Origin of the sequence: Staphylococcus ureilyticus (genome assembly GCF_002902235.1) — a bacterium.
Classification (GTDB): domain Bacteria; phylum Bacillota; class Bacilli; order Staphylococcales; family Staphylococcaceae; genus Staphylococcus; species Staphylococcus ureilyticus.
Genome location: NZ_PPRL01000029.1, coordinates 13,146 through 28,001 on the forward strand (window position 1 = coordinate 13,146; position 14,856 = coordinate 28,001).

The 14,856-nt window shown below is 34.2% G+C and carries 10 protein-coding genes; all 10 read right to left on the minus strand.

The features are described from left to right. Nucleotides 1-106 precede the first annotated feature (106 nt). The 10 genes from carB to ileS all read right to left on the minus strand — a co-directional run bounded on the left by carB (nucleotide 107) and on the right by ileS (nucleotide 14,634). On the minus strand, nucleotides 107-3,280 hold the full coding sequence (gene carB / locus CD150_RS03410; RefSeq protein WP_103161345.1) for a carbamoyl-phosphate synthase large subunit: 3,174 nt from the start codon (nucleotides 3,278-3,280) through the stop codon (nucleotides 107-109). Next, nucleotides 3,273-4,373 (minus strand): carbamoyl phosphate synthase small subunit, encoded by a 1,101-nt coding sequence (locus tag CD150_RS03415; RefSeq protein WP_046208692.1) that lies wholly within the window; start codon nucleotides 4,371-4,373, stop codon nucleotides 3,273-3,275. The genes carB and CD150_RS03415 overlap by 8 nt, the downstream gene beginning before the upstream one ends. Further along, the gene (gene pyrC / locus CD150_RS03420; protein ID WP_073342365.1) at nucleotides 4,373-5,647 is read right to left on the minus strand and encodes a dihydroorotase; all 1,275 of its coding nucleotides are present in this window, start codon (nucleotides 5,645-5,647) and stop codon (nucleotides 4,373-4,375) included. Before pyrC ends, CD150_RS03415 begins: the two co-directional genes overlap by 1 nt. Continuing rightward, on the minus strand, nucleotides 5,631-6,545 hold the full coding sequence (locus CD150_RS03425; protein ID WP_073342368.1) for an aspartate carbamoyltransferase catalytic subunit: 915 nt from the start codon (nucleotides 6,543-6,545) through the stop codon (nucleotides 5,631-5,633). The genes pyrC and CD150_RS03425 overlap by 17 nt, the downstream gene beginning before the upstream one ends. Before the next feature lie 31 nt (nucleotides 6,546-6,576). After that, complete coding sequence (locus tag CD150_RS03430) at nucleotides 6,577-7,884, minus strand: uracil-xanthine permease family protein (RefSeq protein WP_073342371.1); 1,308 nt, start codon at nucleotides 7,882-7,884, stop codon at nucleotides 6,577-6,579. A 303-nt stretch (nucleotides 7,885-8,187) separates the two neighbouring features. Further along, on the minus strand, nucleotides 8,188-8,715 hold the full coding sequence (gene pyrR / locus CD150_RS03435) for a bifunctional pyr operon transcriptional regulator/uracil phosphoribosyltransferase PyrR (protein WP_046208696.1): 528 nt from the start codon (nucleotides 8,713-8,715) through the stop codon (nucleotides 8,188-8,190). Between the two features lie 519 nt (nucleotides 8,716-9,234). Continuing rightward, on the minus strand, nucleotides 9,235-10,152 hold the full coding sequence (locus CD150_RS03440) for an RluA family pseudouridine synthase (protein ID WP_064209065.1): 918 nt from the start codon (nucleotides 10,150-10,152) through the stop codon (nucleotides 9,235-9,237). A 12-nt stretch (nucleotides 10,153-10,164) separates the two neighbouring features. After that, entirely contained in the window at nucleotides 10,165-10,641 is a 477-nt protein-coding gene (lspA, locus tag CD150_RS03445) for a signal peptidase II (RefSeq protein WP_064209066.1), read from the minus strand. 136 nt (nucleotides 10,642-10,777) lie between these two features. Further along, nucleotides 10,778-11,572, minus strand: a complete 795-nt coding sequence (locus CD150_RS03450; RefSeq protein WP_073342374.1) for a VOC family protein — start codon at nucleotides 11,570-11,572, stop codon at nucleotides 10,778-10,780. Nucleotides 11,573-11,883: 311 nt separating this feature from the next. Next, nucleotides 11,884-14,634 (minus strand): isoleucine--tRNA ligase, encoded by a 2,751-nt coding sequence (ileS, locus tag CD150_RS03455; protein WP_073342376.1) that lies wholly within the window; start codon nucleotides 14,632-14,634, stop codon nucleotides 11,884-11,886. Nucleotides 14,635-14,856: the final 222 nt, after the last annotated feature.

Genomic DNA, 14,856 nt, shown 5'->3' on the forward strand with positions numbered 1-14,856 from the left:
GACTAAGAGAAAAATTTCATAAAAATATTTTTATCCCAGCCGTCTATTGCCAATAACATTTCTTTGCATTAAAGCATAAAAATTATTTCAGTTTTTTAATTATATTTTACATATTTTTCATCGTGAAAGTCATGCTTTCTATAACGGATGTTAATGCTTCTGCAGTATCTAATGAAGTTAGACACGGTACGCCATTTTCAACAGAGGCACGTCTAATTTGAAAACCATCACGTTCAACTTCTTTCCCTTTTGTCATCGTATTGATCACAATTTGAACATCATTCGTTTGTATACGTGATAATAAATCGTTTTCTCCACCAATTTTACCTACAGTTTCTGCAGTGATATGGTTATTTTCTAATTTTTTAGCAGTACCTTCCGTAGCTAATATTTTATAGCCGACTTCATTTAAGCGAGCCGCGATATTCACAATTTCATCTTTGTCTTTATCACTTACGGTCATCAATACCGTACCATAATCTTTTACTTCCATACCACTTGCTGTCAAACCTTTATATAATGCTTTTTCCATGGTTAAATCTTTCCCCATGACTTCCCCAGTTGATTTCATTTCAGGTCCTAAGGTAATATCTACATTTTTCAATTTGTTAAAGCTAAATACCGGAGCTTTAACAAAGACACCTTCACTATATGGTTGAACGCCCTCGTTATAACCTAAATCCTTAAGTTTCTCACCTACAATAGCGCGCATGGCCAACTGTGCCATTTGAATATGCGTAATTTTACTTAAGAAAGGAACCGTACGACTCGCACGAGGATTCACTTCTAAAACATAAACACCATCATGTGCAATGACAAATTGTATATTGATTAGACCTATGATATTTAGCCCTTTCGCTAAGCGAATTGTATAATCTTCTAATGTTTTAAGTTCATTTGGTGTCAAAGATTGTGGAGGATATACCGCAATCGAATCACCTGAATGGACACCAGCGCGTTCAATATGTTCCATAATCCCTGGAATAATTACCGTTTCACCATCAGAAATAGCATCGACTTCAATTTCTTTACCTGTGAGATATCTATCAACTAATACAGGATGATCCGGACTCGCTTTCACTGCTTGATTCATATAATTGGTTAACTCTTCATCGTTATACACGATTTCCATTGCACGTCCACCTAATACATACGAAGGTCTAACTACTACAGGATAACCGATTGTACGTGCATTATTGAGCGCTTCATCAGTTGACGTTGCTGTCTTACCTTTAGGTTGAGGCACATCAATTTTATGTAACAGTGCCTCAAATTCTTTACGATCTTCCGCACGATTCAAATCTTCGAGTGACGTTCCTAAAATTTTCACACCATACTTTTCAATTTTATCTGCTAAATTAATCGCAGTTTGACCACCAAACTGTACTACTACACCTTTTGGCTGTTCAATATTTATAATATTCATGACATCTTCTTCTGTTAATGGCTCAAAATATAATTTGTCTGAAATTGAAAAGTCTGTAGATACTGTTTCAGGGTTATTATTGACGATAATAGCTTCATAACCAGCTTGTTGAATAGCCCACACAGCATGCACAGTTGCATAATCAAATTCGACACCTTGACCGATTCTTATTGGCCCTGATCCCAAGACTAATATTTTTTCTTTTTCAGTGATAATGGATTCATTTTCTTGTTCATACGTGCCATAGTAATATGGTGTAGCTGATTCAAATTCTGCTGCGCATGTATCTACCATTTTATATACTGGTGAAATATTATGTTGTTTTCTTAAGTTATAAACTTCTGATTCTGACATATCAAAACGATGTGCAATAACGCGATCACTAAACCCATAACTCTTAGCAAATTTTAAATAATCTAGATCTCCTTTGTGTACTTTTAAGTCATGTTCTATATCAATGATGTGCAAGAATTTATTTAAGAAGAAGTAATCAATCTTAGTCATTTCGTGTATTTCTTCTAAAGATGTACCTCTTCTTATCGCTTCTCCTATAAAGAATAAGCGCTCATCATCTTGGTCTTGTATACGCGCTTTTATATAATCTAAATCGTATGTTTCGCCATTTGGTAATCCCAAATGATGCACGCCATATTCGAGTGAGCGAATTGCTTTTAATAAAGACTCTTCATATGTTCGGCCAATCGCCATTACCTCACCAGTTGCTTTCATTTGTGTACCGAGCACACGTTCACCCTTTTCAAATTTATCGAAAGGAAAACGTGGGATTTTTGAAATAACATAGTCCAACGTCGGTTCAAATGCAGCATAAGAAGTTTTAGTAATTGGATTCAACATTTCATCTAATGATAAACCTATCGCTATTTTTGCAGCTAATTTTGCAATCGGATAGCCTGTAGCCTTAGAAGCTAAAGCTGATGAACGTGACACACGTGGGTTCACTTCAATTATATAATATTTCATTGAGTGTGGGTCTAATGCCAGTTGTACATTACAACCACCTTCAATGCCTAAAGCACGAATAACTTTTAACGACACATCACGTAACATTTGATATTCAACATCTGATAAAGTTTGACTAGGTGCTACTACAATTGAATCGCCAGTATGTATGCCGACTGGGTCTATATTTTCCATGTTACATACAACAATGGCATTATCATTTTTATCTCGCATCACTTCATATTCAATCTCTTTAAAACCTGCGATTGATTTTTCAATTAAGCATTGTGTTGCCGGACTGTAATGTAAGCCATTCGTTACCACTTGTTTAAACTCTTCATCATTATGGCAAATACCACCACCAGTACCGCCCATCGTGAAAGCCGGTCTCACAATTAATGGGTACCCTACCGCTTCTTTAAATTCAAACGCCTGTTCTAGAGTATTGACGATATCGCTTTCTGGAACTGGAACATCTAGCTCATTCATTAAGTCTCTAAATAATTCTCTATCTTCCGCTTGTTGAATAGAAGCCAATTTAGTACCTAGTAATTGTACATTGTTCGCTTCTAATACACCGCTATCATGTAATTGAATCGCCATATTAAGCCCTGTTTGACCACCTAATGTTGGTAACAACGCATCAGGTTGTTCCTTACGAATAATACGTGCAATAAAGTCATGCGTTAAAGGTTCAATGTAGACTTTGTCAGCAATTTCATTATCTGTCATGATTGTAGCTGGATTTGAATTTACTAATATAACGCGATAACCTTCTTCTCGTAATGCTAAGCATGCTTGTGTCCCCGCATAATCAAATTCTGCAGCTTGACCTATAATAATGGGTCCAGATCCTATAACTAAAATCGTTTTAATATCGTTACGTTTAGGCATTTGTCAAAATCTCCTTTTCTTTAAAGTCATGCATCATTTTAATAAATTCATCAAACAAATAATTTGAATCTGTAGGTCCAGGACTTGCTTCAGGATGATATTGTACTGAAAACGCAGGTAATGATTGGTGTCTTAAACCTTCAACTGTACCGTCATTAATCGCTATATGTGTTATTTCTAAAGGTGTACTGGCTAATGAATCTTTATCGATCGCATAACCATGATTTTGGCTAGTTAATGCTATTTTCCCACTCTTTAAATCTTTCACAGGATGGTTTGCCCCTCTATGTCCAAATTTCATTTTAAACGATGTAGCGCCTTGTGAAAGTGCAAATAATTGATGGCCTAAACAGATACCAAAGAAAGGAATTTTTCCTAAAATACCATTAATCATATTAATTGCAACTTTGACTTCTTCTGGATCACCAGGTCCATTAGACAACATGACTCCATCTGGTGACATTCTAATAATTTCTTCTGCTGTGGAATCATAAGGTACAACTGTAACATTACAACCACGTAAATTAAGTTCTCTCACAATATTTTGTTTTTTACCAAAATCTACAAGTACAACACTTAAATCATAACCGGTAGAAACATATGGTGTTTTGGTAGACACTGTTTTCACTTCATCTCTAGGTAATTCAATTACTTTCAACTCTTCTATTAATTGTGGAATATCTGCCTTGTCATCTGTAAAAGCTGCTTTTAAAACGCCATAGTTTCTAATTTTTCGAGTAATACTACGTGTATCCACACCTGAAATACCTGGGATATCATAATCTTTTAACACTTCGTGGAATGTTTTTTGCATGCGAAAATGACTCGGATATGTGCTTGCTTCTTTGACAACAACACCATTCAATGTTGGTATCAAAGATTCAAAATCATCTCGATTAATTCCGTAGTTTCCTATTAATGGATAAGTAAACGTAATAATTTGCCCTGTATAAGATGGATCTGATATCGTTTCTTGATATCCAGTCATAGCCGTATTAAATACTATTTCGCCTTTCGTTAAATGGTCCGATCCTAATGGATAACCTTCATAATATGTTCCATCTTCTAAAACTAAATAGCGTTTTTGCAACATTACTTTTCCTCCTTAAATTTAACTTCACCTTCTACCAATGTTAATACTGGAGTTCCGTATACTTTTTCACCTATAAATGGTGTGTTTGACCCTTTTGACGCAAAATCTTCTGCCCTAATCTCTTTCTCGTCTTCTAAATTAATAGCAGTAAGGTCAGCTAAACCGCCCTCTTCTAATCTTCCATAAGGTAAATCAAATACTTGAGATGGTTTAATCGTTAAATAGTCAACCAATTGTTGCAATGACCAGTTACCATTTTTTACAAAGTGTGTATACAATAATGGAAATGCTGTTTCACTACCAACTATGCCGAAAGGCGCTTTTGTCATTGGTTGTGCTTTTTCTTCTTTCGCATGTGGCGCATGGTCTGTAGCAATACAATCAATTGTCCCATCTAATAATCCTTCGATTAGTGCAGCTCGATCTGCTTTACTTCTTAAAGGTGGATTCATTTTATAAATTGCATCATCACCAGGCACATCATCTTCTGTTAATAATAAATGATGCGGTGTCACTTCTGCTGTTACATGAATTCCTGCCTTTTTAGCATCTCTTATAGCTCGTACACTTTCTTTTGTAGATACGTGACAGACATGGTAATGTGCACCTGCTGCTTCAGCTAGCAAAACATCTCTCGCAATTTGTACCGCTTCACAAATATTAGGTATCCCCGGTATGCCTAATGCTTTACTACGTTCCCCTTCATGCATAGCGCCGCCATATATCAAGCTATTATCTTCACAATGAGCAACGACTGCTTTATTCACTTTAGCTGCTTGTTGCATAGCTTCATACATCATATTTGCTTGTTGTACACCTACGCCATCATCAGTAAAAGCAAATGTGCCTAACTGGGCTAAAGCTTCAAAATCAACATGTTCAGTACCTGCTTGCCTAACTGTGATTGCACTATATGGTAAAACTCTGACGTGTGCATTTTCGTCGATTAATTTGTTTAAACGTTCTAAATTTTCAACAGAGTCAGGTACAGGTCGTGTATTTGGCATTGGACAAACTGTCGTAAAACCGCCTCTTGCAGCTGCCTGTGTTCCCGTTGCAATTGTTTCTTTATGTTCACCGCCTGGTTCACGCAAATGTACGTGAACATCAACTAAACCTGGAGCAACAAAGTGTCCTTTTAAATCAATGATTTCAACATCGGCATCAACCTCTATGTCTGACGCAATTTTTTTAATGGTTTTACCTTCTATTAAAATTGAAGTGGTTTTAAGTTCACCATTTTCTAAGATTTTCGCATTAGTTAGCAATTTCATTTATTGCTGCCTCCTTTGTTTGTAATATATACTCAATTACTGCCATACGTGTATACATACCATTTTCCATCTGTTTAAAGATGCGAGATTTTTCTGCTTCTACTAAGCAATCATCTATTTCAACACCGCGATTGACAGGCGCGGGATGCATAACAATTGCAGATGACTTCAATCGATTATAACGCGCTTTTGTCAAACCAAAATTTTTATGATAATTTTGATTTTCAAAATTCATTGTTTCTTCATCACCATGTCTTTCATGCTGTACTCTTAGTAGCATGACAATGTCTATGTCCTCTATGACTTTATCTATATCAACATAAGGTGCTTCTAAAGTGTCATCTCTCCACGCTTTTGGACTTGAGAACATCACATTTGCACCGAGTGCGGTTAAACTTTGAAAGTTACTTCTCGCTACACGGGAGTTTTTAATATCTCCACATATTAATATATTTAAATCTTTAAATGTTTCATACTCTTCGTATATTGTCATTAGGTCTAATAAACTTTGTGTTGGATGCTGTCCACTACCATCACCTGCATTAATAATCGGTAACTTAAGTGAATTTAAATCATTATAGTATGTTGTATCTGAATGTCTAATTACTAGAACATCTGCACCTACTTGTTCTAATGTTTTACATGTATCGTATAAGCTCTCACCTTTTTGAACAGAAGAAGTGCTCGTTTCGAAATCAATCAGTTTTAATCCTAATTTTTGCTCTGCTACTAAAAAGCTACTTTTCGTACGGGTAGAATTTTCAAAAAATAAGTTTGCTACAAATTTGTCTTCATAATTATGTGGTTTAAATGATCCATTTTTAATACCACTTGCAATTTCTATTAGTTCATAAATCTCATTTGTAGTTAGATGTTCCATTGATAGTAAGTTATCCATTTTTTCAGCCTCCTAGTAATGAAATAGACGTTTATTTATTTGACTCAATCTCTTGCGGTAAAATTAAGTTTAGTAGAATACCTGCCAATGCTGCTAATGCCATCCCTTCAATTTCTAAATTTATACCTATACCATTTAGATTGAAGACTAGGTTACCAATACCTATAACTAATATGACTGATGCGATGACTAGATTTCGGTTACTTGCAAAATCAACTTCACTTTCTACAAGCATTCGCAAACCACTTGCTGCAATAATTCCGAAAAGTAATATCGATACACCTCCCATAACAGGGGTTGGTATAGATGAAACTAATGCTGTGAATTTGCCTACAAAACCTAATACTATAGCGATGACTGCAGCACCTCCAATAACATATATACTATAAATTTTCGTGATAGCTAAGACACCTATATTTTCTCCGTATGTCGTACTTGGTGGGCCACCTATAATACTTGCAAACATCGTTGACACTCCGTCACCAATAATTGATTTGTCTAATCCTGGATCCTTAAAGAAATTTCTTCCTACGATTTTGTTAATCACCATTTGATGTCCAATGTGCTCACTAACTGTCACAAAAACGATTGGTATTAAGACAAGTACTAAACCTAGATGAAATGATGGTGTGTAATCTTTAAATGGTAGGTACACTTCTGGAAGTTGCAGCCATTTTGCTTCAGCTACAGGTTTAAAATTAACAAGCCCCATAAATATTGACACAATGTACCCCGTTATAATGCCGATTAATACAGGTATAAGGGACAAGAAGCCTTTAAAGTATCCTTGAACTATAATCGTCACCAGCAGCGTAATCATTGCTACTACTAAATAACTTAAGTTATAGCCTTTCATATCTCCTGAATTTTCAAACATCGCCATATTGACTGCGGTAGGTGCCAGACTCAAACCAATCACCATAATAACTGGTCCAACAACAACCGGGGGAAGTAAGTGCATAAGCCACCCTGTTCCACTTAACCTAATAGCTAATCCAATAAGCACATACATCACTCCGCTCATAAACAATGCTACTAACATGTCACCTAAGCTATGTGAATTCAATCCAGTTATGATTGGTGTGATAAATGCGAAACTTGAACCTAAATATGCGGGTATTTTCGCTTGTGTAATTAATATATATAATAATGTCCCTATCCCTGATGCTAGTAAAGCAGATGATATCGGTAATCCAGTTAAAAATGGTACGAGGACAGTCGATCCAAACATTGCAAATAAATGTTGAGTGCTTAGAAATGCCCATTGTCCTAATTTAGGTTTATCTCGTACATCTAATACTGGTTTAGCTGTCCGTTCAAACATTGTTTCATTTTCCATGACTTTCCGCTTCCTCTCATAAAAAAAGTCCCTTTACATTGTTTTCATGTAAAGAGACTTAAAAAGTATCTATCCTCAAATCAAAATTCAGCTTGTTCAAACAACATTACGACTTAAATCATCAGCATTGCTGTTTGAATAGTTAGCTTAAATTAAGTTCAGATGATATGGAGAGAATCTATAGTATATATTTTTTATAATATAACTATATTTTGAAGTGTGGCTTCCTAGAAACTTGCCTTTGACTTCCACATGATTCTCTTCCCTTTCTCAGTCTCTCGTACTGAATTAAAAGGTGTTGATTTATTCAATTACAACTGCATTTCTACTATCTATTTCACTAAGAAAAACCGAGACAGCTTCTTCTCTAGCGGTCGGTATATTTTTACCAACAAAGTCTGCGCGTATTGGAAGCTCTCTATGTCCACGATCAATAAGCGTTGCTAATCCTATTTTTCTAGGTCTTGCATATTGAAGTACTGCATCAAGCGATGCTCTAACTGTACGCCCAGTATATAGAACATCATCCACAATAATCACGACTTGATTTGTTATATTGACATCAATTTCATACGTCTGTTCTGCAACTTGATCTATTGTCTGTTCTAAATCATCTCTAAATTGTGTAATATCAATCGTACCTGTCGGGACAGTTATTTCCTCAATTTGTTCAATTTTTTGTTGGATACGTCGTGCTAAAAATGCCCCTCTTGTTTTAATGCCTAATAAAATTAATTCATCAGTACCTTTGTTGTATTCTAAGATTTCGTGTGCAATACGTGTAACGGTTCTTTGTATTGCTGCTTCATCCATAATTACGCGTTCTGACATTTTGGGCACCTACCTTAATTTTAATGATATTAAAAAAACCTCACATCTTCAGAAGACATGAGGTAGTGTAATAAAATATTACAAACAAAATGTAGAGACATATCTAAAACTTAGATGATTTCTCCATCATAACCATTTTTGTACTTGTGATTATGACTTTTATCGCGTTTTACGAAAAACTACGATGGCTTTAGCTATTGTTATAACTTAAATACTTTGTTTGTATATTCTATTTTCATTACATGTCTTCGAAGCCTCTCTGGACTTTCAATTAAAGACGTTCGTTCTTTATTAAACTGTCATTATATTATCATGAATAACATATCGTTGCAAGTCTATATTAGAATATCGTTCGTTTTATAAAAGCGATCGTTTGCCTTTAAATCATTTTTTCACTTCTAGTCATCCTTGTTGGGGTGAGATAACGAAATCTAATTAATAAAATTAGATTTCTGTTCCAATCCCATTTATATATCATGGTATTATCTAAAATTCACGATATAACTTAGCAAAGCATTATTAATTATCAGATTTACGAATATCATTTAAGAGTTGCTCAAATTCCTCTGGTAAAGGTGCTGTCTTTTCAATATACGCTTGTGTAACTGGATGTTCAAAACCGATTACTGCAGCATGCAATGCTTGACCACCAATATCTAATGTTTTTTTCTGACCATATTTGGGGTCTCCTACTAATGGGTAACCAATGTATTTCATATGCACACGAATTTGGTGAGTACGGCCTGTTTCTAACTGACATTCTATTAACGTATATTTATTAAAATGTTCTAATACATTAAAGTGAGTAATCGCGTCTTTACCATCATCAACTACAGCCATAGATTGGCGGTCATTCTTATTTCTACCAATAGGTGCATCAACAGTACCATAATCATGTGGAATGTTACCATGTACCAATGCAATATATTTACGCGTTACTGATTTATCTATCAACTGTTCTACTAAACTACGATGTGCAACATCATTTTTTGCAATCATTAATAACCCGGAAGTGTCTTTGTCAATACGATGTACAATTCCTGGACGTATCTCTCCGTTTATACCAGATAAGTCTTTCATTTGATACATTAGTCCATTTACTAATGTACCCGTATAATGACCTGCTGATGGATGTACTACCATCCCTTTAGGTTTATATACAATTGCGACATCATCGTCTTCATAATAAAAATTCAGATTAAGATTTTCTGGTTTAATATCTGCCTCAACAATTTCTTTCTCAGTTACTATAATTTTATCATTTGACTTAGTTTTATAATTGGATTTTATCACTTTACCATTGACTTTAACCAGGCCTTCTTTAATCCAATCTTGCATTTGAGTACGTGACCATTCAGTATTAAATTCAGGCAATAATTTATCTATTCGTTGTCCTACATTAGCTGGGTCATCTATATTAAACTCATGAAATTCCATACACTATCTCTCCTATTCTTCTGTCCTCATATCCCTTAATAATGCGATTATTACTAAAACGACGCCTATAGTTAAACTAGAATCAGCTACGTTAAATATTGGAAAATTATAACTAAATATATAAGTATCAACAAAGTCTACAACTTCACCATTTAATACACGATCAATAAAGTTACCTAAAGCACCAGCAAACAATAAACTTATAGCAATTTGCATTAACAAATTATGCTTCGCTTCTTTTATAAAAAAGACAATGAGTATGATCAGAATAATGACAGTTATAATATAGAAAAAAGCCATCTTTCCACTTAAAATCCCCCATGCTGCACCATTATTTCTATGTGAAGTGATACTCAAAAAATTAGGGATTACTTCAAATGAGTCACCAATTTGCATTGTTTTAGTTATTATAAATTTTGTGATTTGATCTAATATAAGTATAACAATTGTTATAAATATAGAAATACCAATATAGTACTGACGTTTCATGTCTGTACCTCCTATTTGTTCTTCGTGCGGTCGCTTTTTACAACAACTCTCATTATATCCTAATCAAACTTATAAAAAAAGTTACAGTTCAAATAATAAGTTGATTTTTTAAAATGTTATTAAAATAGACATTATTCTAGAGTACGGAATAATAATTAAACCTAAATTGAATACCATCAGGTCCAGCTAATAATTTATGTGTTGTTTCTGGAAAATGAAAATCTACACACGCTAAACCATAAGTTCTATGATTTTCTATACGTTTTACACTTGATAACCAATTATTCACTACGAGATGTTGGTGATAACCATTTGAAGCTAAATAAACCGCACTGTCAGTTTCTACAGAAGAAGGTACCAAACCAAAGTAATTTTTATAATATTGCTTAACTCTATTTAATCGAATTGTTTTTAAATTTATATATCCAATAATACTTTCATCAGGAATACCTTGCCACTTCTTATCTGAGACATAAGTTAGTAATTTAGGTACATTTAATGGTTTTGTTTCTAAAACTGCTTTTTCATTTTCAATAGACCATTCATCAATGGGATTATCTACATAAAACTCCAAGCCGTTTCCTTCCGTATCTTCTAAATATAATGAAGTTGAAATGTCGTGTTCGCCACCATTGATAGGTATTTTATATTCACTGAATTGCACAAGCAAGTCTGCTAAGTCTGTTTTAGACGGTAATTTTATCGCTAAGTGAAATAAACCTGCTTCTGAAACAAGAGGTTCTCTTCCCATATTGATTTGATTAAGTGTCATGAAGTGATTCAGATTACCAACCTCATATTGAATTGTAGAATATGATTCATTTACTACATTTAATCCAATAATATCTCCATAAAATTTTTTCATTTCATCTTTATCTCTTACATTTAATATAATGCCATTTACAAAATGGGCACTTTCGTTATGGAACATATTTAACACCTTTCTAATTGCTTATTGCATCCATTATATCTGATTTATTTAATTTTAAATTTTAATATGCTCATTTTAATCTTACTTTTGGATTCGTGAAATAACTCGTTTCATTTTTATATTAGCGAAAAGAAAACCTGGGACATCGTACTGATGTCTCAGGTTTTTCTAAAATATTAGTCATAACTTGTTTTAATGAAAAAATACATAGTACATTTTTTTAAATTCTATTCAAATACATCAGAACAAAACCGTTTAATATTTTATGAATAACGTATTTGCCATGTTCTTACTTTAACATTTATCCATATTTAAACAAGTGTTTTAACTACTGCTTGACAACGTGGACATAGGTTATCTAATTCACCTACTGAACCCAATGATTCACTATAGTTCCAACAACGTTCACACTTTTCTCCGTGAGCATGTTCAATGTGGATATCACCATATTGATATGATTCGCCATTTTCAACTTTATCAACTACCTCCGCTTGTGAAGTAATAAATAATTGTTGTAAGTCAGAGAATTGTTGTAAAAATGTAGTCGCATCAAAGTTATCATTGCTACCGATTACCACTTTGGCTTCTAATGATTTACCAATTACTTTTTCATTACGCGCAACTTCTAAAGCACGGTTCACATCGTCACGCAATTTCATAAATGTATTCCATTTTTCCATGAATTCAGCATCAACTGCTACACGTTCAGGCATACGTGTTAAATGAACACTTTCTTCCTCTACATGTGGGATATGTGACCACACTTCTTCAGACGTATGCGCTAGGATAGGCGCTAATAATTTTGTCATGTCTACTACAATTTGGTACAACACTGTTTGCATACTGCGACGTTTATGTGCATTCTGCTCTTCAATGTACAAGATATCTTTACCGTAATCTAAGTAGAAATTACTTAATTCAACGTTAATGAAATTTTGTAATTCTTGATATATATCTAAATAATCATAATTATCATAATTGTCTAGCGTATTAGCAGTAAATTCACGTAATCTATTTAATAAATATTTATCTACTTCTAATAGCTCAGATTCTGCAATTGCATCTGTTGAAGGATTATAATCATTTAAATTACCTAACATAAATCTTAAGGTATTTCTAATTTTACGATATACATCAGAAGTTTGTTTTAAAATTTCATCAGAAATACGCACATCTGATAAATAATCTACACTACTTACCCAAAGACGCGCAATATCTGCACCTTTTTGTTTGACGATTTGATCAGGTACAATGACATTACCTAATGATTTACTCATCTTTTTACCTTCACCATCCATCACAAATCCATGTGAAAGTAACATTTTATATGGTGAAATTCCTCTCGTAGCAACAGAAGTTGTAATTGAAGAGTTAAACCAACCACGGTACTGGTCACTACCTTCTAGATATAAATCAGCAGGATATGAAAGTTCCGGACGTTCTTCTAATACACCACGGTGTGATGATCCAGAATCGAACCAAACGTCCATGATATCTGTTTCTTTTGTAAACACACCATTTGGACTGCTTGGATGTGTGAACCCTTCAGGTAGTAACTCTGCAGCTTCTCGCTCAAACCATACATTTGAACCATGTTCTTGGAATAAATCTGCAACATGATTAACAGTTTCCTTAGTCATAATAATATCGCCATTTTCCGCATAAAATACTGGTAATGGTACACCCCAAACACGTTGACGTGATATAACCCATTCGCCACGATCTCTTACCATGTTATAAATACGAGTTCTACCCCAATCAACCTTGAAGTGTGTATCTTCGATTGCATCTAAAATATCTTGACGTACTTTATCAATAGAGGCAAACCATTGTGGTGTTGCACGGAAAATAACAGGTTTTTTAGTACGCCAATCATGTGGGTAACTATGAGTAATAAATTCTAATTTTAATAATGAACCATTTTCTTTTAATAAATCTGTAATTTCTTTGTTCGCTTTATCGTAGAACATACCTTCAAATTGACCGGCTTCTTCTGTAAATACACCTTTATCATCTACAGGGCTAATAACAGGCAAGTTATATTTTTGACCTACTACAAAGTCGTCTTCCCCATGTCCAGGTGCCGTATGAACACACCCTGTACCAGCATCTGTTGTCACATGTAACCCATTAATCACAAGTGACACACGATCAACAAAAGGATGTTGTGTTTCGATATACTCTAAGTCACTACCTTTGAATTCTTTTTCTAATTCAATGGCATCTTCATTCCATCCTAATGCTTCAGCAACATTAGCAACCAAGTCTTTACCGATGATATATTTGTCACCGTTCACATTATATTGACCATATATTAAATCTGGGTGTACTGTGATCGCAACATTCGATGGTAATGTCCAAGGTGTAGTAGTCCAAATAACGAATTTTGCATCTTCATCAACAATACCTTTGCTTTCTTTAACATCAAATGCTACATAAATAGAAGGCGAACGCTTATCTTGATATTCAATTTCTGCTTCAGCAAGTGATGATTCACTAGATGGTGACCAATAAACTGGTTTTTTACCTTTGTAAATAAGACCTTTATCAGCCATTTCACCAAATAAACGAATTTGTGCAGCTTCATATTCCGGTTTTAATGTAATATATGGATCAGCAAAATCTCCTTTAACACCAAGGCGTTTAAAATCTTTTTTTTGATTTTCTATTTGTTCTAACGCAAATGCTTCACATTTTCTTCTAAATTCAGCAATTGATAATTCTTTACGCTTAACACCTTTTTTAGTAAGCGCTTGTTCAATTGGTAACCCATGTGTATCCCAACCAGGAACATATGGTGTATAGAAACCTTGCATTGTTTTATAACGCGTAATAAAATCCTTCAAAATTTTATTTAACGCATGTCCCATATGTAAGTTACCATTTGCATATGGTGGACCATCATGTAAAATATAATGTTCGTTATCTTTATTTTTGTCTAATGCTTTTTGATAAATATCATTAGCATCCCATTCTTCTTGGATTTTTGGCTCTTTATTCGGTAATCCTCCACGCATTGGAAAATTCGTTTTCGGCATTAATAACGTATCTTTGTAGTCCATTTCCTACACTCCTTATTACAATATTCTGACTTGTTTAGTATTTAACAATAAAAAGAACTCTAAGTTCAATTAACAGGGACGATATATACCGCGTTACCACCCTGATTAACTCAACTTAGAGTTCTCTCATTGCATGTTATTCAGTTAAAACTACAGTGATATAAGAAACAAATATATATTAGGCTCACACTATCCCTAACTCGCTTGAATATATCGACTGTT